Genomic DNA, 20,855 nt, shown 5'->3' on the forward strand with positions numbered 1-20,855 from the left:
CTGGTGGAGCACGGGGCAAAGCGCAAGGAGGACGTCTCGGTTGTGGGAGCGGCATATAGGCCATCACGCATGCCTGGGCGAACCTGTGGCAGCAACGCTGTGAGGGAGCTGGGGTCGCCGTGCGCGGCGTCCGTCTTCCTTGGGGCGCAGCGCGCCGGTTCTGGGCTGTGCAAGTGGCTGCGCCGGACCGGCGCGCTGGTGGACCGGACCGCCTCACGCGTCTACTGGGCTTGCATCGCGAACATGTCCCGTTGCCTCACCACACCCGTCCCGGCCTGGCGCGACACCCTACGGGCGGGCGCGTGACCATCACTGAGTCCTGACCGGTCTCCAGGACCGCCACGACGAAACCGTTGTCCATGCTACGGAGTTGGCAACCGCCTGGAAGACCGCCGCCGAACTCGCGCCGACCGGCGACGGAGGCGAGCTCGATCCCTGCTGAACAGGCCACCACCTACCAGGCCCGTCATGAACGCTCTCAATCAGCACTCCGACCAGGCAATCCGGGTCCTTGAACTACACGAACTCCTCGGCATGCCCGTCGACGATCCGGCCATGAACGTCACCGCAGCCGCTTCGGACGCCTCGCCCGTCACGGCTTCCTCACTCAACCTGGAGGAGGCCGCTGCCAGAAACAGACTTGGCGTGCATCAGCCCACGACAGCGGCTGTCCGCACTTGCCGGAGTCCCTTCCACATACGGGGCGGTGCTCCTACGGATTCACGGAATCTCACCTCCGCCCGTGCTGTAACGCCAGAGCTGCGGCCGGCCGCCGGACTACCCCACCTCGTCCGACCCGTCACCAGCGCGAATGCAGCAGGTGTATCCATGACGTTGTCGTATCGTGCAAGATGATGTATGGCTGACGATGCGGTGGCTGGCCGGGTGGGTTTACCTATAGAGACGGGGACTGAAGCGGCGTCCTTCGCCGGGCGAAGGTGGATCTGGCCGCTGATTCAACGGTGGTACGACAGTGACGGCGCGGTGCTGTTCATCTGTGGTCAACCGGGCGTCGGCAAGAGCGCGTTGGCGCGGCACTGGGCTAGCTTCAACCGGGACCGTGAAGGCGAGCCGGGCCCGCCACGATTGAGCGCCGCGCACTTCTGTGACTCCACTGACGATGCTTCCCTCGACCCGACCTCCTTCGTTCTCAGACTGAGTGACCAGCTCCGCGACAGTGTCTCAGGGTTCGCCGATGCGCAGGCCGCACACCTCGCGCAGGCGGCTTTCCACGAGAGCAGGATGAGCTTGTTTGGAAACGCGTACGCGGGTCATAACGCCGGTCTGTCGGTCGGGGTGTACATCGAGCGCCTGTCGCTGGTGGGCCGGGACTTCGACGCTGGGGCGTGCCGCCAGCTCGTTCAGGATCTCGTGGTCAGGCCCCTGTCGAACCTGTCCCTGCGGGCCCAACCGGTCGTGTTGGTCGACGCACTCGACGAGTCACGCCACCTGGGTCCCGGACTGAACATCGAGAATCTCGTGCTGCGCGGGCCGTTGCGGGGCGGTCCACTTCGGCTGGTCGTAACGAGTAGGGACAGCCCCCGCGACCTTCGGGCGAACGATGCCCTGATCAACTTTTCCGATCACCTCGCGGAGGGCATGGCCGACGTCGAGCAGTATCTGCGCACGCGAGCGCCACGGCTGGTGGACGGCGCGACGGCCACGGATGTGCAGAGCATCGCCCACGCCAGCAACGGCAACTTCCTGTATGCGCGCCATGCTGCGGCTGGTGGGTCAGGCGACGGTCTCACAGATCTGTACCGGAGGATGCTCGAGACCCTGCGTCGCTCGGGGCCCTCATCCGGCACCGAACGATGGCGGCACGAGATACGCCCGGTGCTGGCCGCGTTGGCGGTCGCGCGAGAGGAAGGCTTGGACACCGATCAGCTTGCTACGATCACCGGTTTGGATCAGTCGGCTGTTCTCGACGTCCTCGAGGACCTTGGCAGCTTCGTGACGGGTACTGGCCGTCATCGGCCCTGGAAGATCTATCATTGGTCGTTCTCCGACTTCCTCACCACCTCGGACGAGGCTCCTATCCTCGCGGGCGAGGCGCATGCTCGAGTCGCGCGCGCTCTCGCCGAGGAGTGGCACGGGGCGTGGGGCGAATGCGTCAACCGGTACGCGAGAACGCATACGGCGTTTCATTTCAGGGCGTCCATCGACGCGCTGAGGCCCGAGACCAGCCTGGGCAGAGGCGTGGTGAAGGAATTCTCGGACTTCGTCAGCGATAGCAGCCTTCTGCTCTCTGCGTCACGCCAGCAGATTCAGGACCTCCTGCTGAGGCACGCCGCCGACCTCACGCTCAAACCGCTGGCCTCCGAATCCGTCATGGTGCTGCGCCGCTCGTTTCATCAGTTGTCCGACACCGATCTCGCCCCCCGGGCCTCGCTGTTGCGTCTGGTCGCGCTGCAGTCGGAGTGCACCGACGTGGCCGACGGGCTGCTGGCCGCCGCGCAGCTGTCAAGTTGGTGGCCGCGTTGGAGCAAGTGGCAGGTGGAGCCCGAGCACGCGGTCGTCGCTGCGGTGGACGGTGATGTAATCGGGCCGCCGAGATTCTGCTCTATCGCCGGGAGCGAGGCACTGGTCGTGCCGCGCCGGCATCGAATCGCCATTGTCGACGTCGGTTCGAACGGCGCTCTGCAGTGGGCCCTGGACCTGCCCGACGTGGCAGTGACCGCCATCGACCTGTTCCAGTCCGGCGGTGACACGCTGATAGCGGTCGGCGCGGACGAGGGGACGGTGCAGGTGTGGAACCTCGTCACCCGCAGCAGGATCGCCAGTTGCCGGGAGGCTGGTGACGGCCAAGTGAACGCCGTCCAGTTCGTTGCGAACGACACAGGAGCACCATTGTTGGTGGTCGGTGCGGAAGGCGCCAGGGGATACGTGAACATAGCGACGGGGACTGCTCATGTCGGGCGTCCCACGGGTTCGGCCGGCACGTTGCAGGTATGGCGGATTGGCCCCACTTGTCGCCTTGAGTATGAGCTGCTGCCCGGTCATGAGGAGAGCGTTAGCGCTCTCTATTGCGCTCTTCACGGTGACGACGTTGCGGTGGTCGCGGTGGTCGACATGTCATTTCTGGGCGACGAGTCCGAGTCCAACCCGCTGATGAGGATGGAGTCCACGAGGTCAGTGCTCTACTGGTCCCGCCCCTCGGTTGATGCGGAGCGTGTGTCCGTCGACGACGACATATCGAACCGCGACTACGTCGGCATGTCGATGCTCGAGGGTCGGCCGCACTTGTTGAGCGAGTTCGACTCGGCCGACCTCTCAGCTCGCAGGCTGAGCTGGCATGACCTGCTCGTCAGCAGCGACACAGTGCTGTTCGAGTACCCGGAGCCCGGTTCGGTGTTGGACGGGGCACTCACGGCACTCGACAGGGACGAACGTCTCTGCGTGCATCTCCAGCACGGCTGCGCCACCGTCTATTCGCTGTCCGATCGCAAGATCGTCGCCACGCTAGAGCGTATGCCGAAGTCGGTCTCCTACCTCGGTATCCATCAGTACCCGAACGTGCTGCTCTTGGCATCGGTTGACAGCGAACAGGTGAGGCTTTGGTTCGTTCCGCAGACGGAGGAGGTGGGTGGCACCGACGAGGGCCCGCAACCGCCTGTGGATCTACGACACACGAGTTGGATCGGCGGCACCCAACTGCTCGGTTGCTCCGGCAATGACGTCTTGGTGATCGACACGGACACCGGCGAGGACCAAGTAGTCATCTCCTGGGACAGCCCGGTTTGGGCGGCTGCCGCCGACCTCGCGGGTTCGGGCGGCTTCGCGATCGTGGACAGCACCCGGAACATCGCCATCGTCGACCCCTCCGGCGAGACTGTCGCATGCCGGGACAGCGGCCTTCGATGGCCAGAGCAAAACGCTATCGCTCTCCTACTGAAGGGTGATCGGCTGTTGATGGTCTACGGCGGTGCCGATCGCGAGGTGCACCTCGTCATCTGGTCGGCCTCGGGCGACGAAGGTGCCGACGAATACCTCGATGACACCCTCATGACCCAGACGGCTGCCGTTATGGAGCTGCAACTCCTGGACTCACACCGTGGGTTGTGGATGGCGATGACGATGGCGGACGGCCGCCTTGACGTGATCCGGGTCGTGGAGGGCAGGTTCGAGCAACCGTTCAGCAAGGAGCAGACGTCGACGTTCTTCGAACCGCGGCCGCACTCCGTGCGACTCCATGAGCTGGACACCGAAGTTTGGGTGACGTTTCGCCTTGAGGGATCCACCGTTCGGGTACTGCGGCTGACCGGCGGCGATGACGCTGCCGAGATTGATACAGGAGTCGCGGGCGCCACGTTGGACATGCTGCTCGTGGAGGGTCGGCCATGGATCTTGCTTGGCGTCGGTCACACATTGGTCGTGTGGGACAGCAGCAGCGGCGTTCGGCTCAGAATCGACTGCGGCGGTGAGGTCCGGCACGCTTTCTGGTCCGGGCGACACATCTTGGTAGTCGCCTCACGCGGGTTCATCGGCCTCGTCGTGCGCTGGAGCGCACACCGCGAGGAATCCTGACGGCAGTACCACAGGCTCTTCCGAAGCTTGGATGGCGCATTTGCGTTGAAACCCTCCGGGCTCGACCCGGGCAGGGGAGAATTGCTGGATCTGCTGGTGAAAGGAGCGGAATCTTGCCGGATCCAATCACGTTGGTGGCTATCGGGGCAGCCGCGCTGAGCGAGGGTGTGAAGTTCCTCTACGGCCAGGCTGGTGAGGTGCTGAAGCAGCGCAGGGAACGCAAGGCTAAGGCCGTCGAACTTCCCGCAGATTTGTTCGAGACCCCGTCAGGGGCACTCCAGCTCGACTTGGTGCGCGCCGGTGAGCTGGAAGCGGAATTGCGAGAGCTCCGCCGGGCACTCAGCGAGTACGGCCAAGGCGTGGACGAGATCGATCTGCAAGACGCTCCGACAATCGAGCAGGTCGACGCCCTGCGTCGGACCCTGGAAGCCGTTTACGGCCAACCGATCGTCTTCATGGGCGAGTCGAGGCAAAAGAGCGCCATCGATGTCACCAGCGAGGCCTCCGTCAAGGAGGTTCGCGGCTACGTGGCAGCGATACGAGCCCGCGCGATTCGCTCCGGCTCGCTTGAAGCCAGCGTTCGCGCCGACTCAGTCGAACAGGGCGGGCAGGCCATTGGCCTTGATGTCGGCGAGATTGGCTCTTAGTGGGCGGTTCGTGAGTTGATGTCCGTTCCGGGCTTGGTTACTGCTTCTTGCTGAAGGTGCCGGGCTCGGCCTCGGTGAGGATTCCTAGTGTGACCAGGCGTTTCATCTTGGCTCGGGTGCGTTCGATGTGTTTCGGCAGGAGCTCGAAGTCGAGGGCCTGGCAGATGTCGCGGGCCCTCAGTGGGCCGGTGGTGTCGTTGAAGACGGCGAGGATGCGCGGGTAGTCCGGGTGCTCGGGCAGCTCCAGACTCCCTGATGGGTCGGGGCTCTGGGCAGGGATTCGGTCGGCGAGGCCGGTGATGGTCGTGCGGGTGATGGCGAGGTGTTCCAGACGTAGTTGGGCCTCGCGGAGCTGGGTCTGCAGGGTGTCGATCTGGGTGCGGAGATCGTCGGCCAGGGCCCGGGCGGCGTCTTCCTGAAGGTCGAGCGCCTGGAGGAGGGGGCTGAGGTTCACGCGCCGGCCACCTGCGGATCGCGCCAGGTGAGCGTGCTCGCGTCGGTGAGCCGACGGGCCATGACGTGGGTCATGGCCCAGTAGACGCGTGAGGTGGAGGAGGCCGGGCGGTGTTCGTAGTCGCGGACCAGGCGCCGGTGCAGTATCAGAGTCCCGAACGTCTGCTCCACCCGCCACCGTTTCGGCTGCGGAACGAATCCCCGCTCCTCAGGGTTGCGCCGGACGATCTCGACGTCGATGCCGAGGGCGGCCCCGTGCGTGACGACCTGGTTCTTGAAGCCCTGGTCGACCAGGGCCTTGCTGACCGAGCCGCCGGCCGCGACGGCGACTTGGTCGAGCAGAGCGATGCCGGCGGCGTTGTCGTGGACACTCGCGGCCAGCACGGTGACGGCGATGACCAGGCCGAGGACGTCCACGGCCAGTCCTCGCTTGCGGCCAGGCATCCGTTTCGCGGCGTCTTTGCCCGTCGTGACTGCGGGGACCCCGGTGGCCGCCCGGACACTCCACCGCGTCCATGCACTCTGGCAACGAGGCAGGCGGTCCCGCGTCCTCAGTGAGCAGCTGCTCGGCCGGTACGGAGTGGGCTGGAAAACCGTTCTGGCGTCTCAGCCCACACTCCAGTCGGCGCGGACGCTCACGAGCCCCATGCACGCATGGGTGCCGTTGACGGCACCGCCAGCGATGATCACGTTGCCCGTGCAGCAGATGCCACGGCGCCGCGAGTGGGAGGGTGCCCAAGCTCCCCAGACCGGACCACTGGTACTGCACACCGCTTCAAGACATGCCGTCGTGCTTAACGGGCGAAGCCGCCCTCGCCCTCGACCAGTCCCGCACCGAAGACGAGTTTCAGCCGGTCGTGGTAGACGGTGAGCTATCGATCGGGGGTGGTCGGATCAGCCGCCGGTCAGGCCCCGCTTTCCGTAGCTGTCAGCGGATTCGCGTTCGGCGGCGGCTTCGGCCTGCCGGTTCCGTCGGATGACTTTGCCGACGATCTGCCCGGTGCCTCCCCGGCTTCGGCTTCCCAGTCGGCCTCGATCCGGTACATGGCCCGGGTCTTGTGCTTGGCAAGGACGTCGACGCCCATCTCGTGCCGGTCAGGTCGATACGGTGCTGCCAGGCGCCTTTGCAGCACAGCTGGTCGACCTCCACGAATGCCCACACCAGCGTCGCGCCGACCTCCCGTGGGCGGCGGCGCAGCCGCGTGGCGGCGGATGGTGTTGTCGGGGCAATCACGGAGATCGCGTACAGATCGTTCGGGCGGGCGGCGAGGCTGAGGCCCTTCTGCTGGAAGACCTACGGCTTCAGCCCGGCGGCCGCGCCCTGCCTCCAGCAGCTCGTAGGGGAAGGGCTCGTGCTCGATGTGGACGCCGTACCGGATCCAGTGCCAGTGGAAGGGGAAGCGGGGCAGCTCCAGCTCGAGGACGGCGATGGCGCGGTGGTGTCCGTCGGACACGTAGATGTCGCGCCACCGCTCGTTGATGCACAAGAGGATCGGCTTTTCGAGGCCGTCCTCCTCGATGGACGCCTTGAGTTCGTCGACCTTCTGCCGGTCCTTGCCCTGGGCGAACTGACGGCGGCAGTCGGCCCACCGACGGAAGTCGGTGGGCATGATCTGCCGGTCGTTGAGCATCGACGTCCGCATGCGTCCGCGGTACTTCATGCCGGGCTCCTTCCGGCGTAGGCGGCCGGTGCGGGGGTCGGCATGCTGGTCACAGGCGGCGGGCGAGGTCCGTGGTGATGCGTTCGGCTTCGGCGCCGTCGGCGAGGATCTGCGCCTGGAGCTTGTTCGCCTTCCGCTTGCTGAGCGGCGCCACGTTCATCTCGTGGCGGACCCAGGCGACGCGGTTCTCGCGGGCGCCGGAGCGGATCAGCTGGTCGACCTCGACGAAGCCGCGGAGCAGGCTCAGTGTGAGCTGCTTGGGGTTACGCATCTTCGGGGCGCTGAGCAGCATCCACATCGCGCCCTTGGGGGCGATCACGGTGGCGACGCGGAAGTCGTGGGGCTTGCCGATGATGGCCTGCTGGACGCCGGTCTTCCAGACGTTCTCCGGGACGCCGGCGGCCTCGCCCTGTGCCTCGTCGGCGAGGGAGAGCAGCAGGCGCGGCTTGGGTCAGTCCTGTCCTGACGGCGGGTTATGGCCGCCTTGATTCCCATGGCCGGTGGCGACGGCGTCCCCGAAGGACGCGGCGAGTGCTCGCGCGATCAGGTCGGGCAGTTCCGTTTGCCCGTCGTCCTCGGCCCAGCGCGTCAATGCAGTGTGCATTGTGGCCAGGCATGCGCTGGTCGCGGCCTGGGCACGGAACGCGGCGTCGTGGGTCGTCGCGTCGTCCAGGCCGAGGGCGTTGACGATGGCCTGCTGGAGAGCGTACTGGCTGTCCAGATGCCGGGCCCGCAGCGCGGGCGTCGAGACCATCAGCCGGAGGCAGTCCAGCAGGAACCGCTCGCTCACTGCTGGTTCGCCCCCCTCGTCACCGGTCAACACCGTGGCCGCATCGATGAGTGCGCCACCGACGCGGCGTACCACGGGCTGCGTCACGGGCGATGCGGCGACCTTCTCGGCGATGAGCCGGGCGGGCTGGTCGATGAGGACGAGGTCCTCCTTGGTGGGGAAGTGCCGGTACACGGTCATCGCCGAGACACCGGCAGCCTCAGCGACTTCGGCCACCGTCACCGCGTCGTAGCCGCGGTCGGTAAACAACCGCACCGCATGCTCCTGGATCACGCGCCGCGTCCCGGCTCGCTGCCGTTCCCTCAGGGTAGGCTTTCGCTCCGTCATATGGTAGACACTACCGCAATGTTAGTAACTAACGTGCGGATGGGGTGGACGGTGTGAGCGGTCAGGTCGGCAGGACGGCTTTGGTGACGGGTGCGTCGCGTGGCATCGGCCAAGCGATCGCAGCCCGGCTCGCAGCGGAAGGGGGCATGGTCATCGTGCATTTCGGCACGGACGAGAGCGGGGCGGCGGCGACGGTCGAGGCGGTAGAACGGGCTGGTGGGGCCGCCCGCGCCGTCCGGGCTGAACTGGGCGTGGACGGCGATGTCGAGACGCTCTTCGCCGGTGTCGAGGACTGCTTGTCGGGTAGACCGCTCGACATCCTCGTCAACAACGCCGCGGCTGCACCTGCCGGCCCGCTCGGCGCGACGACCCGGGCGGAGTTCGACCGCCTGTTCGCGGTCAACGTGCGAGCGCCGTATTTCATCATCGAGCACGCAATGCCCCTGCTGCGTGACGGCGGCCGGATCATCACGATCTCATCGGCGGCGACCCGGATGGCCAACTCGGCCCAGACGTCCTTCGCCATGACGAAAGCCGCGGTCGAGACGATGAGCAGGACCCTGGCCAACCAACTCGGGCCCCGGGGGATCACGGTGAACGCTGTCGCTCCCGGAGCCACCAGGACGGCGGCCAACGGAGCCATCTTCGACGTGCCGGGCCTCGCCGAACAGATCACCGCTATGACGGCACTCGACCGGCTAGGCGGGCCCAACGACGTCGCCGATGTGGTCGCCTTCCTCGCATCCGACGCCGCTCGCTGGATCACCGGCCAGGTCATCGACGCGAGCGGCGGCCTGTTCCTCGGTCCACGCGTCTGACCGACGAGGGCGACGCGACGACCGGAGAGGACCATGGGACCCGACATTGCCCGCATCCACCACGTGGGCCACATCGTCGAGATCCTGGCTCAGGCGCTCAGCCTGTACGAGCGGCTGGGGTTCGTCATGCCACCGCCCAGCTGTCCGGCGATGTCCCGGCGTGAGGGTGCGGCGCCCGAACCCTTCGGAGCCGCCAACACCCATGCGGATTTCCCGTATTCCTTCCTCGAACTCGCGACATGGGTGAAGGAAGGAGACACCGGGAGCCTGCCCGCCGACACACACCTCGTTCCCCTGCAGGCGCCGGCCGAGGTGTTGCCCCTGCTCGTGGAACGGATCGGCGAGACCAGCGCTAACCTGGCCGCGCGCCTGGACCGCTTCCAGGGGGTGCACATCCTCATGTTCTCGTCGCCCGCCATCGACAAGGTTGCCGAGCGACTGACCTCCGCCGACGTACGGCACGGCGGGGTCAACACAGTGCGGCGAGCCGCACCCGAGGGCGCGAAAGTTCCGGTGGAGACGGTCCGATACCTGGAGATCGACGGCGAGGGACCCGATGCCAGGCCGGGCACGGTCGCAGAGGGGCGGGTGGGGCGCTGTCACGTTGTTGGGTGGGTAGGTGTCTGATGGTGTGTCGCGGTGTGGTGGAGCCCGGTTCCGGGCTGTGCTCAGGCCGTGGTGGACAGGCCGACGACTTGGGTGATCTGCTCCCAGATTGCGAAGCGGACGGTCATCTCGGCCCGGTAGTCGTGTGCGGGCATCAGATGGCGGCGGGGCCGGAAGTGGGGTGAGATGCCGCTGAATGCGGACAGGAACCGCTGGGCTGCGCCGGTACTGTGGAAGCCCTTCATAGCGCGTTCACGCTGCCTGGTTGGCTGGTGGCTGTTCTCCGCCCGGTTGTTCAGGCCCTTGTGCGAGCGATGCTCGACGGAGGGCATGATCTCGCGGTGGGCCGCGCCGTAGGAGCGGAGCTTGTCGGTGACGACCACCCGCGGCACCGCACCGGTCTTCTTTATCAGCCTGCGGAAGAAGCGCCTGGCCGCGGCCTTGTCCCGGCGGTTCTGCACCAGGATGTCCAGGACGTTGCCGTCCTGGTCGACGGCCCGCCACAGGTACCACTGCTCTCCGTTGATCTTGATGAAGACTTCATCCAGATGCCACTTGTCCCCAGGCCGAGGCTGCCGGCGGCGCAGCGCGTTGGCGTAGGTCTGCCCGAACTTCCCACACCACCGCCGCACCGTCTCATAGGAGACGCTCACGCCGCGCTCGAACATCAGCTCCTCGACCTCGCGAAACGACAGCGGGAAGCGGTAGTACAGCCACACGCAGTGGGAGATGACCTCGACCGGATACCGGTGCCCCTTGTACGACAGCGACGCACTCCCCACCGACGACCCCTCCCAGGCTGACCAACCAGAAGATCATCCCACCGGTCAGCCAACGTGACAGTGCCCGACGCGATCGTGTCACCGGAGTACCCGCACCCGCTGCACCCAAGTCGGATCCGTCGCCCGACGCTGCACAGACGAAGCAACTCATTGCCGCGCTCGGTGCGATTAAGCCTGAACTCGTGCTCAAGGAGGACCGCGCAGTACGACGCTCCGTCAACGTGTGCCGCGACGTCAAGGCTGGGAAGGACGACGCGACCCTAGCGAGCAACGCCAACTACCGGTTCAGCGGCGGAACGGCCGGACAGCTCACGGATGCTCAGGGCGCGAAGATCGTGACTGCCGTGAAGGACGCATTCTGCGCGTAGTCTGCCTCGACCCGTTCTACTGGGCGTGTACGCGTCGCGGGTGATGACCCCGCGTGGATCGACCGCCGTGACCGGCCTGGAGCTGATGACCGCGTTGCACCCGCCGACCCGCGCCTCGGAGCCGGACGCCGACGGCAAGCGGCACTCCGAGCACAACCCCGGCAGCCTGGGCAAGGACCCGGTGGACTGCGCGCCGTGCGAGGCCCCCGACGGACACCCGCTCCTCAAGGATCTGCCGCGCTTCCACGTTCGCGGCCCGGGGGAGAAGCTGTTCGAGGAGGCGTACGACTGGGCGCGGCCGATGACGGATGCCGAGTGCACCCTGCGGCACCTGGTCGGCATCGACGTGAACATGGCCTTCGCCGCCGGCGCCAACGGCCTGGTCACGGCCTCGGCGCGCCGACGCACCTCAAGGCGCCGGTGTTCGATGCGACGCTGCCCGGCTCCTGGCTGGTCGACCTCTCCCATGTGGACCTGTCGAGGGTGAGGCTCGGCAAGGACAAGTGGGCGGACCTGGACGCCAGTCTGCTGCCCAGCCCGTTCACGCCGAAGGGCGAGCAACCGCAGGGCCCGGCCTGGTACGCGACGCCGACCGTCGCTTACGCGGTGGAGCTCGGCTACGACGTCACGCCGATCGAGGCGTACGTCCGCTACGAGAGTGGCCGTTACCTGGACGGCTGGTACCAGCGGCTGCGCGACGCCTTCCTCGCCACGATGGCCGACCTCGGCGTGGACGCCGCCATGGAGGCGGCCGACTTCCTCGCCGCGATGGACGGCTACCGCGACCGTGACCCGGAGCTGGCGATCGTCGTCTCCGCGGTCAAGGCGACGGTGAAGGGCGGTCTGGGCAAGCTCCGCGAGCGCCCCCGAGGCGAGGGCTGGAAGCCCGGCCAGCCGTGGCGCGCCCTTGCCCGCCCGACCTGGCGGCCGGACATCCGCGCGGCGGTCATCTCCCGCACCCGGATCAACCTGCACCGAAAGATCGTCAAGCACGCGGCGTTCACCGGCCAGTACCCGGTCGCGGTCCTGTCCGACTGCGTCGTGTACGCGGCCGATGGCACTAGCCCGCTGGACTTCCTGCCCTACCGGGACGGCAAGCCGCTGCCGGGCGGGTTCAAGCTCGGCATCAACCCGGGCTTCGTCAAGTGGGAGGGCACCCAGAGCGTCCTGTGGGGCGAGGAGGTCCGCGAGCGGTTCAACGCCCCGGAGCTCAACCTCGCCCGGTACATCAAGGACGGGCAGGTCACGGACAAGGACAGCGGGGAGTAGCAGGCGATGAGCATGTTCGGGGACGGCCTGGAAGCCGCGGTGCAGAAGGCGTTCACCCGCCCAGCGCCCAAGAGCGCGGGCGCGCAGATGCGGTACCTGGTCAAGCAGCTCAAGGGCACCAGGGCCGTTGCTCAGATGCTGCGGATCTCCCAGCGCACCGTCGAGCGGTACGTGAAGGACCAGATCAAAAAGCCACGCCCGGACCTCGCCGCGCGCCTGGAGCGCGAGGTGAAGGCCCGCTGGCAGCCACAGATCCGCGCCAAGGCCCGCCAGAAGGCGGCGACCACCGGCGGCATCGTCATCGACACCCGCGCCCGGCTCGGCTACACCGCGCCGATCGGCTCGACGGACCAGGACCGCATCCGGCACCTGACCGTCGCGCTTCCGCCGCAGTACGCGGCCCGCCTCTTCGACGCCCAGGAGCAGGGTGCCACCGAGCAGCGCCTGCAGGAGCTCGCTGCTGAGGCACTCAAGGAGGTGTACTTCCAGGACGGCGGCCGCCGCGCCGGAACCTCGAGGAGGTCCGGTTCACGGACATCGAACACCTTGAGTTCGACTTGTAGATCTCGAAAGCTGCGAGTCCGCGTTCGCCGCCCCAGCACGTCCAACCTCAACTACCGCGCCGGGCAGACCGTTTCCAACCTGGTCGTGACCAAGGTGTGCACCGGCGGCCAGATCAAGCTCTACAACAGCGGCGGACACGTCCACCTGATCGCCGACCTCAAGGGCCTGTATACCAGCTCCGTCGTCGACGGCACCTCCCCCTGGGGCAGCCCCTTCGTGCCGGCCAACCCCACCCGCTTCCTCGACACCCGCAACGGCACGGGTGCCCCGTCGGGCGGCTCGGCGCGAACAGCACCCCCACCGTGAAGGTCGCCGGAGTCCACGGGGTACCGGCCGGCCGACGCGATCGCCGTCCTGGTCAACAGTCCACCGGTCAGGGCGACAGCCATGGCCGTGGCGAGAGCCCGGCGAAGGTCGGTGCGCGTGAACACGACGCTCCTGCGGAGCGCGTGGCCTGTGGCAGCCCGCGATGATCTGAGTGCGGCGGGAGGGGGACTCACCACGCAGCGCAATGGTTGCACGTCCAGTGCACCATGGGGTGGCCTCGCGATCCGGGCTTCCCCGGCGGCTGGATTACGGGCGCATTCCCGCTCGGTCGGTGAACGGTCTGGAATTGGTCAATACCTTCCACCTGCCCTTGGCCGGGGCCGGGACGCGCTTGTTCACTGCGCCCTATGACACTCACGAGACCTTCGGCACCCATGAGATCCCTGATCCGTCCGGGAAGGACGGCCACCGTGCTGGCCGGCGCGCTTGCCGCCCTCAGTCTGTCCCTGGGCACAGCTTCCGCCGACACGGTGCAGGCGGAGTTCGGGACCGACTACCACGACCCGGTGACCGCCGCCCCGGCCATCTCGACGCCGCACACCAAGTCGTGTTCGGTCACGATCGCCCAGGCGCAGTTCAAGGACTTCACCCCCTACACCGGCACCTACACGCCGCCCACCGGCTGCGGCACCCCCGGCCGCTGGTCCAAGGTCGTCCTGCGGATGGACGGGAGTGTGAAGGGACGGCAATACGACCGGCTCGGTTATCTGGACATCGGAGGTGTACAGGTCTTCCGTACATCGACGCCCGAGCCCTCGCAGGACGGGATCAACTGGTCCGTCGAGAAGGACGTGACCGAGTACGAGAAGACGCTGAGTAGCGCACAGTCGGTCGACATGCTCATAGGCAACGTTGTAAACGACACCTACACCGGCGTGCTCGACGTCAAGGTGACCCTCACCTTCTACGCCCCCGAGCCCGGTCGTACACCCTCCGCCCCCGACCGGGTCATCCCCCTCAGCGACGGTGACAGCGTGACGACCGGCGCCTCGCTGACCACTCCACGCAACTCCACGCGGATTCTCGCCGAGGTGTACGCCACCGGCTCGGGCGGCGGCTGTGAGGAGTTCTGGTACTCGGTGGTCACGCCGTCCGCGTCGTACTCCTGCCAGGGCGGGGACGACGGTCCGTACCGCGAGGTGCAGGTGAGCATCGACGGGAAGGTCGCCGGAATCGCCTCGCCGTATCCGAACGTGTGGACCGGGGGCTGGTCGCCCTACCTGTGGTCGGTGATCCCCGCCCCACACGCCTTCGACGTACGGCCGCTGGAGTTCGACCTGACTCCGTTCGCGGGGCTGCTCAACGACGGCAGAGCGCACAAGGTCGACGTGTCGGTGGTCGGGGTGCCGAGCGGCCAGACGGGGTGGAGCGCGCCGACGAACATCCTGGTGTGGCAGGACGCACACAAGTCGGTGGTGACGGGGGCCGTGACGTCGTACAAGAGGGCGGATCCGGCGGTGAGCAACACCTACACCGACGGTTCGCTGCGCCACCTGGTGACCGACGGCGAGGACCGGTTGAAGGTCACCGGCTACCTGGACACCTCCCACGGCCGGGTCACGACGACGGTCGAGCGGACCGTCACGACCGCGATCGACCACCAGTGGACGCCGGACGAGAACACCGACGACCAGACCGGTACGTGGAGCGACCACCAGGCCGTGACCACCAACGGCCAGGTGTCCCGCACGAACCGCACCTACACGCTCGACGGCCGCTCCACCATCGACAGCGCCAACCGCCTCCGCGTGATCATGTCCGTCGGCGACCACGCGCTCCTCGACGCCACCCGCATCGACGACATCTACCAGGGAGACGCCACCTTCACCCTCGGCGTCCCTCGCGAGGACCGGCACGCGGTGGCCACAACCAGCGAGCGCTACCGGCTCCGGGCTCCCGGCGCGTGCTACGACCACACACTCGCGACGGAGCAAGGGGTGCTGACGAAGGACATGCGCGGCTGCTGACCCCGGACCCAGCCCTTGGCGCGCAGTCGCCGACAGCGTCATGCTTTTGTGGAACCGGCGCCCGATCAGCGTCTTGATCCTTGGCAGCCTCCAGGTCTGGTCCGGCCATCCGTGCGCGAGCGGCCCCTTGGCGAGTTCCTGCTCGAGCACGGTGAACAGGGCCTCACTCAGCTTGGGCCGTGACACCGGCCCGGCAGACCGCAGCCCCTCGGTGCTGGCGTCGTGCCAGGATCGGCGCCAGCGCTGCACCGAGCGCACACTCACCCGTAAGTCCTTGGCGACCTCGGCGTTGGAGGCACCCGCAGCGAATCGCTCCGCTGCCTCCAGCCGGATCCGCTCGCGAAACGCCTGCCGTTCAGGCGTCAGCCCACCACCCTGCGGATATCCGACACAACCGGCATACCGCGACGATCACGCATCGTCAGCCCCCAACGACATCACGCCGCAAAGGTCAGTAACTACCCGGCCTTGGGACACAGTCATGCCGGACCCGGAGGCCAGCGGCCCTCTTGCAGGACCGCAGAAAACATAACTGGGGCTTCGCCAGAGTTTTGTGAAGTGTCGGGCAGACTGCTGAGGGCGGGCTTTTCTGGCATGACGCGGTGGGTGACCATAGGGGGGGTGCAGCCGCTCGATCTGCCGGGCCTCGCGGCTGTCCAGCGGGTTGGATCCTGGCCACGGTGTCGGCACGTCTCACGGAGCGTTCGGCGGCAGACCTATGACCGCGAGTGGGGACCAGTTGGGGCCCCCGCACGGACCAGATCCATCGGCTGGTGTCGAAGTCTCCGACGCGGCAGCCTGAGACCTCGCCTATCCGGGCGGTGCAGGCGGCGAAGGGGACGACATCTCGCCAGCCGCGGTAGTGGTCGCCAGCCGGGCGCCCGGGAGGGGGTGACCTTGACGATGCCGTCACGGGCGGCCTGGAGCCGGTCGCCAAGCGCTCCTGACCTGCACTGTCAAGCAGACCCTCCGCCTGCACGCACGAGGAATCCTGTCGGACAAGGACGAATGGGCATCCGGCTGGTGCGGGACGTTCCGATGCCGGCCGCCGACCGGGTTCACACCTGGAGTCCGGGAGCCGGCGACTCCCCTGTGGGCTGCGGTTCGAGCACCTCGCCACACTCACACTCGTGGTGGTCGAAAGCCGCCCGGGCCGAGTTGTGCTGTTGGGGCATCCGGCCGGGGCGGCGTCGTACGCGGCTGGGCGGCCGCTGGGTGCGCGGTTACGGGGTCGTGTAGGGGTCCTGGCTGATCAGGTGGGCCTTCAGCCCCTCGCCGACGCCAGGTTCCGGGGTTCCGGCCCAGTCCTTGATGAGTACGGCGCCGGTGCTGCAGCCCCACGGGTTCCAGGTCCATGCGAGATAACCCATGTTGTGCGCGTCGGCCCAGTCGACCAGCCGCTGCATGTAGTCGAAGCCGCAGTTGTCTTGGCCGAACTCACCGATGACGACCGGCACTTGTTGTGCGAGCGGCGCGACCTGGCTGTCCCAGCAGGATTCGGTCGCGCAGGCGTTGAAGCTGTAGGAGTGCCATGACGCGGCGAGGTTGTTCAGTGGGTCGGTCGGCTTGTACGTCAGCCACTCCCGCATGCCGTTGGCCCACTCCAGGCCACCCAGCATGAGGACGTTGGTCGCTCCGGTGGCCCGGACCGCGTCGACCAGGTCCTGCATGCCGGCCGTCTCATAGGGAAGGCCCGTGCAGGTACCGCCGTCTCGCCAGCACCGCCAGCCGACGGTCTTGTCCCAGTCGGCGGCGATCTCCGGGTACGGCTCGTTGAACAGATCGAAGACGACGGCATCATTGCCCTTGAAGGCGTTGGCGACACCGGTCCAGAACTGGGTGGCGTACTGCGCGTCCGGCATCGGTTTCTGGCAGGTCGCGGTGGCGTCCTTGCAGTGCCAATCCGGCCCGTTGGTGTAGGCACCCCGGGTCCAGTGCAGATCGAGGATCGGGGTGATGCCATTGGCCACCAGCAGGTTGACGTAGTCCTTGACGCCCTGCTGGTAGGTGGCTCCATTGGGCGAGCCGTTGATGCCGAGCCAGCATTCCTCGTTCAACGGCACGCGTACCGCGTGGATGTTCCAGGTCTTCATCGCGTCGACGGAAGCCTGGTCGACCGGGCCGCTGTCCCATAGCCCCTTGCCCTGCACACAAGCGTATTCACCGCTGGAGCGGTCCACACCCAGCAGCCGGTACTGCTTGCCGCTCGCGGTGACGATCTTGTTGCCGGAAACCTTCAGTTCCGGGGCCGGACCACTGGGACCGCTGGTCGGAGTGGTGGTGGGGCTGGGGGTCGGGGATGTCACCGAGCCGGTACAGGTCACGCCGTTGAGCGCAACCGATGCGGGTTGCGGATTGGCGCCCTTCCACGCACCGGTGAACCCGATGGAAGCCGACCTGCTCGTATCCAGCGCTCCGTTCCAGTCGAGGCTGGTGGCGGACACGTGGGTTCCGGACTGTGTCCACGTGGCACTCCAGCCGTTGGTGACCTTCTGGTCGGAGTTCGGGAAGTCGAACGTCGCGGTCCACCCTCGCACGGGGGAGCCGAGATTTGTGATGGCCAGGTTCGCGGTGAACCCTCCCGGCCATTCGCTCTGCACCTTGTACGCGACCGAGCAGCCGGTGGCGGCTGCCGATGCGGGCAGGGTGGCGATTGCAAGGCCACCCAGGATCAGTGCACCGGCGGCGCCGGTGGCCATTAAGGCGTGACGACATTTCACTTGATCTCCTCGTTGCCGTAAGGGATCGATGAGCTCGATACCCAGCTGATCGACGAGCTGGTGAGCCGGGCCCAGGCCGAGGGCCTGCAGCTGACCGGTCCACCAGGGGGTACTGCGTGCCGTACGGATCAAGGAATCAACAACTGTCGCGCGTTCAGATCCTGTCTTCCCGACGGACCCCACGCGGGCGTCAGCAGCCGATCGGTGAGGAGCCCAGGGCCACGTCGTCGAACCAGAGAGTGTCGTCCCCGGTGCCGTAGCTCTCCCACCCCAGGCGCAGGCCGGTGGGGCGGGGAGGGGTCCCACGGGCGAGCCACTGCCCGTCGACGTTCTGGGTCGCCACCCCGTCCACGTGCAGTCCGGCGACCTCCTGGTCGTCGACCCATGTGCGCATGGACTGGGCGGTGGTGTCGATCTGGAACCGCAGGCACAGCCACCGGCCGGTCGGCAGCGGCGTGCTGAGCGCGACCCCCGCCGGGCTCTGTTCCGGCAGCGTCGCGTCGTCGCTCTCGCGGTTCCACTGCAGCGCGCCGTTCTGCCCGCCGACGCGCAGCGCCCTGCCGCCCTGTGAGGCGTCCGGCATGGATACGACGGTGACGTGGTTGGTGGGCAGGGCGGTGGTATGCCGGACCCGCATGCGTACGTACACCACGGGCCCGACGGAGGACAGATCGCGGGTGGGGGCTGCGAAGACGTGGTTGCAGTAGCCGGCGCCGCCGTCGACGCGCAGCGACCTGGTGCCGCTGTAGGCGACGGACGTGTCGACGCTGACCTTCCCCGTGCCCTGGCAGTCGGGTGCCGTGGTCTGCCAGGGGCCCGAGGGCACGGTACCGGTCTGGTCCTCGAAGTCGGAGCAGACCGTCGCCCCGGCGCATTCGGCCGGCGCCGTGGCTGTCGCAGTCGCTGTCGGTGAGGCGGTCGCCGTCGGGGTGGGACTCGCGGTTCCGCCGCACGGCGTGCCGTTGAGGGCAAAGGCGGTGGGAGCCGGGTCGGCGGTGCGCCAGGTGCCCTGGAGCCCGAAGTCCACGGACCCGCCGGCGGCGAGCACGGCATTGTGCGCGACGTTCACAGCGGTCACCGCGCTGCCCGACCGGGTGACCTGCGCGTTCCAGGCGGACGTGACCTGCTGGTCGCCGCCGTAGGTCCACTCCAGCCGCCAGCCGCTCAGGGCGGCGCCGAGATTCGTGACGCGGATCTGGGCGGTGAAGCCGCCGGACCACTCGTTGGTGGTGTACGTGACCGTGCAGCCCGTCGCCGCGCCCTGAGCGCGCGACGTCGCGATGGCAGGAAGGGCCACCGCCGCCACGGTCAGCACCAATGCCCAGAGCGGCAGGCGGTGGCGGCGCACGCGTAATGAAGTCATGGCCATGATCAATCTCCGAGAGTCAGGACGCGGTGCAGGAGAGTGTGCCGAGGTCTCGGTCGTCGCCGCTGAGCGTCATCCCCCAGGTCGTCGACGCGCCCGGTGACAGCGAGCCGTTGTAGGAGGCGTTGTGAACGGTGGTGGCGGGGCGGGACGGATCCACCACCGCGTTCCAGCGGTTCGCCACGGTCACACCGCCCGGCAGGGTGTGGTGCACCGACCAGTCGGTGACCGGCCGGGACCCGGTGTTGGTGACCGTGACGTCGGCCTGGTACCCGCTCTGCCATGAGCCGGTCAGCTTCCACTCCGCCGTGCAGGCGGTGTCGCCGGAGGGGATCGGCGCGGGAGTGGGAGGTGGTGTCCCTCCAGAGCTGTCGGTGGTGTAGGGGACGGCGGTGTAGTCCTGCGAGCAGCCTCCCGCGCAGCCTGACGGCAGCGAGAAGGAGTACGTACGGCCGCCGCCCAGCCAGGCGTCGGCTGCGTCGCGGATCCGTATGGTGAAGCTGCTTTGGCCGGAGGCCGTCGCGCCGATGACGTAGGACTGCCCCATGTCGCTGTTCATTGCGGCGTCGGTCCAGGTACCGTTCGCCAGGTACTGGACGCCGTGGATGCCGTTGGGCAGATGGGAGACGGCGATGGCGGGCCAGTACCGCTGGGCTCCCCTGAGGAAGCCGATACGGATGTCGCCGCTGTAGTCCGGGGCCGGGACGAAGCTCCAGGAGACATGACGGTTGTTCCAGTGGTCCGGGTACATCGTCCCCACTGGGGTGCCGCCGATCCGGAAGCGGTTGAGGGAGTCGGTTGCCAGGTCGAGGTGGTTGGGGTCGTCCCGGCACCAGGCGTTGGAATCGGCGCAGCTGTCCGCGACGAGCATGGTCATGGTGGCCCCGTTGTACTTGTCGGCCACCCAGGAGCCGTTGCGGCAGAAGGGCCGGCCCGGGGCGCCGTCGTTGGTGCCGGTGCAGTAGTCCCCGATGGTGACCTTGATCCAGCGGCCGCAGTTGCGGCCGTTGTCGAAGACGCCCTTGACCGCTGCGCTTGAGTCCGGCACCGGGCGGGGGTAGGTGCTCGAGTAGTCGCCGGGTGTGTTGAACACGTTGAGCGCCACGAAGTCCTGGCTGTCCAGTTCGCGCTGCGGCAGACCGCAGCCGCCGTAGGGGCTGCCGAGCCCGGCGAAGTGGGTCGCGTTGCCCAGGACCTCATTTGCGGCGGTACTCGCCGCGGGCGGCTGGGCCGCCGCGGCCACGACGGGTAACGCGGCGCAGCAGAGCGCTGCCAGCAACGTGGCGGTGCGCCTTCGGGCCGGCGAGCGGGGGGTCGAAAGAAGCTGCATGGGGGGATCCGCCTTCTTCGTGACGGGGCGCCGTGGCGTTCGTATGGGAGTCCTCTCGGAGGGAGGGGAGTGAGCGCTGGAACACCTCACCATGGGAGCGCTCCCACAACCTCTGTATCCGTGGACTGTAGAAGAGGGCCATGCCCCTGACAAGGGGCATGGGTTCCCGTCGGAGTTTTCGCCCTGTCCGAGCCGGGGCATGCCCGGCCCGGACAGGGGTGGAGTTAGAAGAAGTCGTCCCGGATTCCTAATGGTGTTTGTCAAGCCGCCAAAGCGTCTGGCGGCGCCGGCTGGTAGCACCGCCCGTCGCGCAGGAGGGCCCAGATGACGTTG

The 20,855-nt window shown here is 67.6% G+C and carries 15 protein-coding genes and 4 pseudogenes; 9 read left to right on the top strand and 10 right to left on the bottom strand.

Annotated features, from left to right (window positions below):
- Positions 1-858 precede the first annotated feature (858 nt).
- Both ACFWWR_RS40930 and ACFWWR_RS40935 read left to right on the top strand, forming a co-directional pair.
- Positions 859-4,527, top strand: coding sequence for a hypothetical protein (locus ACFWWR_RS40930; RefSeq protein ID WP_384309014.1), 3,669 nt, complete (start codon positions 859-861; stop codon positions 4,525-4,527).
- Between the two features lie 113 nt (positions 4,528-4,640).
- Entirely contained in the window at positions 4,641-5,174 is a 534-nt protein-coding gene (locus ACFWWR_RS40935) for a hypothetical protein (RefSeq protein ID WP_384309016.1), read from the top strand.
- 37 nt (positions 5,175-5,211) lie between these two features.
- On the opposite strand, the gene ACFWWR_RS40940 is transcribed toward ACFWWR_RS40935, so the two are convergent.
- The 5 genes and pseudogenes from ACFWWR_RS40940 to ACFWWR_RS40960 form a co-directional block, all read right to left on the bottom strand.
- Complete coding sequence (locus tag ACFWWR_RS40940; protein WP_383878345.1) at positions 5,212-5,628, bottom strand: hypothetical protein; 417 nt, start codon at positions 5,626-5,628, stop codon at positions 5,212-5,214.
- Positions 5,625-6,131: pseudogene (locus tag ACFWWR_RS40945) on the bottom strand (transposase); the annotation flags it as partial. The pseudogene ACFWWR_RS40945 and the gene ACFWWR_RS40940, both read right to left, overlap by 4 nt.
- 401 nt (positions 6,132-6,532) lie before the next feature.
- The gene (locus tag ACFWWR_RS40950) at positions 6,533-7,258 is read right to left on the bottom strand and encodes a ParB N-terminal domain-containing protein (protein WP_384309018.1); all 726 of its coding nucleotides are present in this window, start codon (positions 7,256-7,258) and stop codon (positions 6,533-6,535) included.
- A gap of 79 nt (positions 7,259-7,337) precedes the next feature.
- On the bottom strand, positions 7,338-7,607 hold the full coding sequence (locus ACFWWR_RS40955; protein WP_383878341.1) for a hypothetical protein: 270 nt from the start codon (positions 7,605-7,607) through the stop codon (positions 7,338-7,340).
- 132 nt (positions 7,608-7,739) lie between these two features.
- Positions 7,740-8,405, bottom strand: coding sequence for a TetR/AcrR family transcriptional regulator (locus ACFWWR_RS40960; protein WP_383878339.1), 666 nt, complete (start codon positions 8,403-8,405; stop codon positions 7,740-7,742).
- A 44-nt stretch (positions 8,406-8,449) separates the two neighbouring features.
- Between ACFWWR_RS40960 and ACFWWR_RS40965 the strand changes: the two genes are divergently transcribed.
- Positions 8,450-9,223 (top strand): SDR family NAD(P)-dependent oxidoreductase, encoded by a 774-nt coding sequence (locus ACFWWR_RS40965; protein ID WP_383878337.1) that lies wholly within the window; start codon positions 8,450-8,452, stop codon positions 9,221-9,223.
- Positions 9,224-9,256: 33 nt separating this feature from the next.
- Positions 9,257-9,850: a VOC family protein gene (locus ACFWWR_RS40970; protein WP_384309020.1), complete on the top strand. Its 594-nt coding sequence runs from the start codon at positions 9,257-9,259 to the stop codon at positions 9,848-9,850.
- A gap of 41 nt (positions 9,851-9,891) precedes the next feature.
- Here the strand turns inward: ACFWWR_RS40970 and ACFWWR_RS40975 are convergent, their stop codons facing one another.
- Complete coding sequence (locus ACFWWR_RS40975; RefSeq protein ID WP_384309023.1) at positions 9,892-10,611, bottom strand: IS6 family transposase; 720 nt, start codon at positions 10,609-10,611, stop codon at positions 9,892-9,894.
- A 182-nt stretch (positions 10,612-10,793) separates the two neighbouring features.
- Between ACFWWR_RS40975 and ACFWWR_RS40980 the strand changes: the two genes are divergently transcribed.
- The 5 genes and pseudogenes from ACFWWR_RS40980 (at position 10,794) to ACFWWR_RS41000 (ending at position 15,106) form a co-directional block, all read left to right on the top strand.
- Positions 10,794-10,979, top strand: a complete 186-nt coding sequence (locus ACFWWR_RS40980) for a hypothetical protein (RefSeq protein ID WP_384309026.1) — start codon at positions 10,794-10,796, stop codon at positions 10,977-10,979.
- A 16-nt stretch (positions 10,980-10,995) separates the two neighbouring features.
- Positions 10,996-12,248, top strand: a pseudogene (gene tap / locus ACFWWR_RS40985) (telomere-associated protein Tap); the annotation flags it as partial.
- A gap of 6 nt (positions 12,249-12,254) precedes the next feature.
- A pseudogene (tpg, locus tag ACFWWR_RS40990) lies at positions 12,255-12,811 on the top strand (telomere-protecting terminal protein Tpg).
- Between the two features lie 85 nt (positions 12,812-12,896).
- A complete protein-coding gene (locus ACFWWR_RS40995) occupies positions 12,897-13,118 on the top strand; it encodes a hypothetical protein (RefSeq protein WP_383878179.1) in 222 nt (73 codons plus the stop codon).
- Positions 13,119-13,513: 395 nt separating this feature from the next.
- Positions 13,514-15,106 carry a peptide-N4-asparagine amidase gene (locus ACFWWR_RS41000; RefSeq protein WP_384309028.1) on the top strand — a complete coding sequence of 531 codons (1,593 nt, stop codon included), beginning with the start codon at positions 13,514-13,516 and terminating at the stop codon, positions 15,104-15,106.
- Between the two features lie 213 nt (positions 15,107-15,319).
- On the opposite strand, the pseudogene ACFWWR_RS41005 reads toward ACFWWR_RS41000, so the two are convergent.
- From ACFWWR_RS41005 to ACFWWR_RS41020, 4 genes and pseudogenes are all read right to left on the bottom strand, one after another.
- Positions 15,320-15,472, bottom strand: a pseudogene (locus tag ACFWWR_RS41005) (helix-turn-helix domain-containing protein); the annotation flags it as partial.
- An 857-nt stretch (positions 15,473-16,329) separates the two neighbouring features.
- On the bottom strand, positions 16,330-17,805 hold the full coding sequence (locus tag ACFWWR_RS41010) for a cellulase family glycosylhydrolase (protein ID WP_384309038.1): 1,476 nt from the start codon (positions 17,803-17,805) through the stop codon (positions 16,330-16,332).
- Positions 17,806-18,016: 211 nt separating this feature from the next.
- Positions 18,017-19,189 carry a cellulose-binding domain-containing protein gene (locus tag ACFWWR_RS41015; protein WP_384309031.1) on the bottom strand — a complete coding sequence of 391 codons (1,173 nt, stop codon included), beginning with the start codon at positions 19,187-19,189 and terminating at the stop codon, positions 18,017-18,019.
- Between the two features lie 22 nt (positions 19,190-19,211).
- On the bottom strand, positions 19,212-20,522 hold the full coding sequence (locus tag ACFWWR_RS41020; protein ID WP_384309033.1) for a cellulose binding domain-containing protein: 1,311 nt from the start codon (positions 20,520-20,522) through the stop codon (positions 19,212-19,214).
- Positions 20,523-20,855 lie beyond the last annotated feature (333 nt).

It is taken from the genome of Streptomyces sp. NPDC058678, assembly GCF_042714835.1.
Lineage (GTDB): Bacteria > Actinomycetota > Actinomycetes > Streptomycetales > Streptomycetaceae > Streptomyces.

Excerpts from the sequence above, each read along its gene's own strand:
- ACFWWR_RS41015 (WP_384309031.1), bottom strand. The coding sequence starts at position 19,189 with ATGACTTCATTACGCGTGCGCCGCCACCGCCTGCCGCTCTGGGCATTG.
- ACFWWR_RS41020 (WP_384309033.1), bottom strand. The coding sequence starts at position 20,522 with ATGCAGCTTCTTTCGACCCCCCGCTCGCCGGCCCGAAGGCGCACCGCC.
- ACFWWR_RS41000 (WP_384309028.1), top strand. The coding sequence starts at position 13,514 with ATGAGATCCCTGATCCGTCCGGGAAGGACGGCCACCGTGCTGGCCGGC.
- ACFWWR_RS40950 (WP_384309018.1), bottom strand. The coding sequence starts at position 7,258 with ATGCTCAACGACCGGCAGATCATGCCCACCGACTTCCGTCGGTGGGCC.
- ACFWWR_RS40960 (WP_383878339.1), bottom strand. The coding sequence starts at position 8,405 with ATGACGGAGCGAAAGCCTACCCTGAGGGAACGGCAGCGAGCCGGGACG.
- ACFWWR_RS40930 (WP_384309014.1), top strand. The coding sequence starts at position 859 with ATGGCTGACGATGCGGTGGCTGGCCGGGTGGGTTTACCTATAGAGACG.
- ACFWWR_RS41010 (WP_384309038.1), bottom strand. The coding sequence starts at position 17,805 with ATGGCCACCGGCGCCGCCGGTGCACTGATCCTGGGTGGCCTTGCAATC.
- ACFWWR_RS40970 (WP_384309020.1), top strand. The coding sequence starts at position 9,257 with ATGGGACCCGACATTGCCCGCATCCACCACGTGGGCCACATCGTCGAG.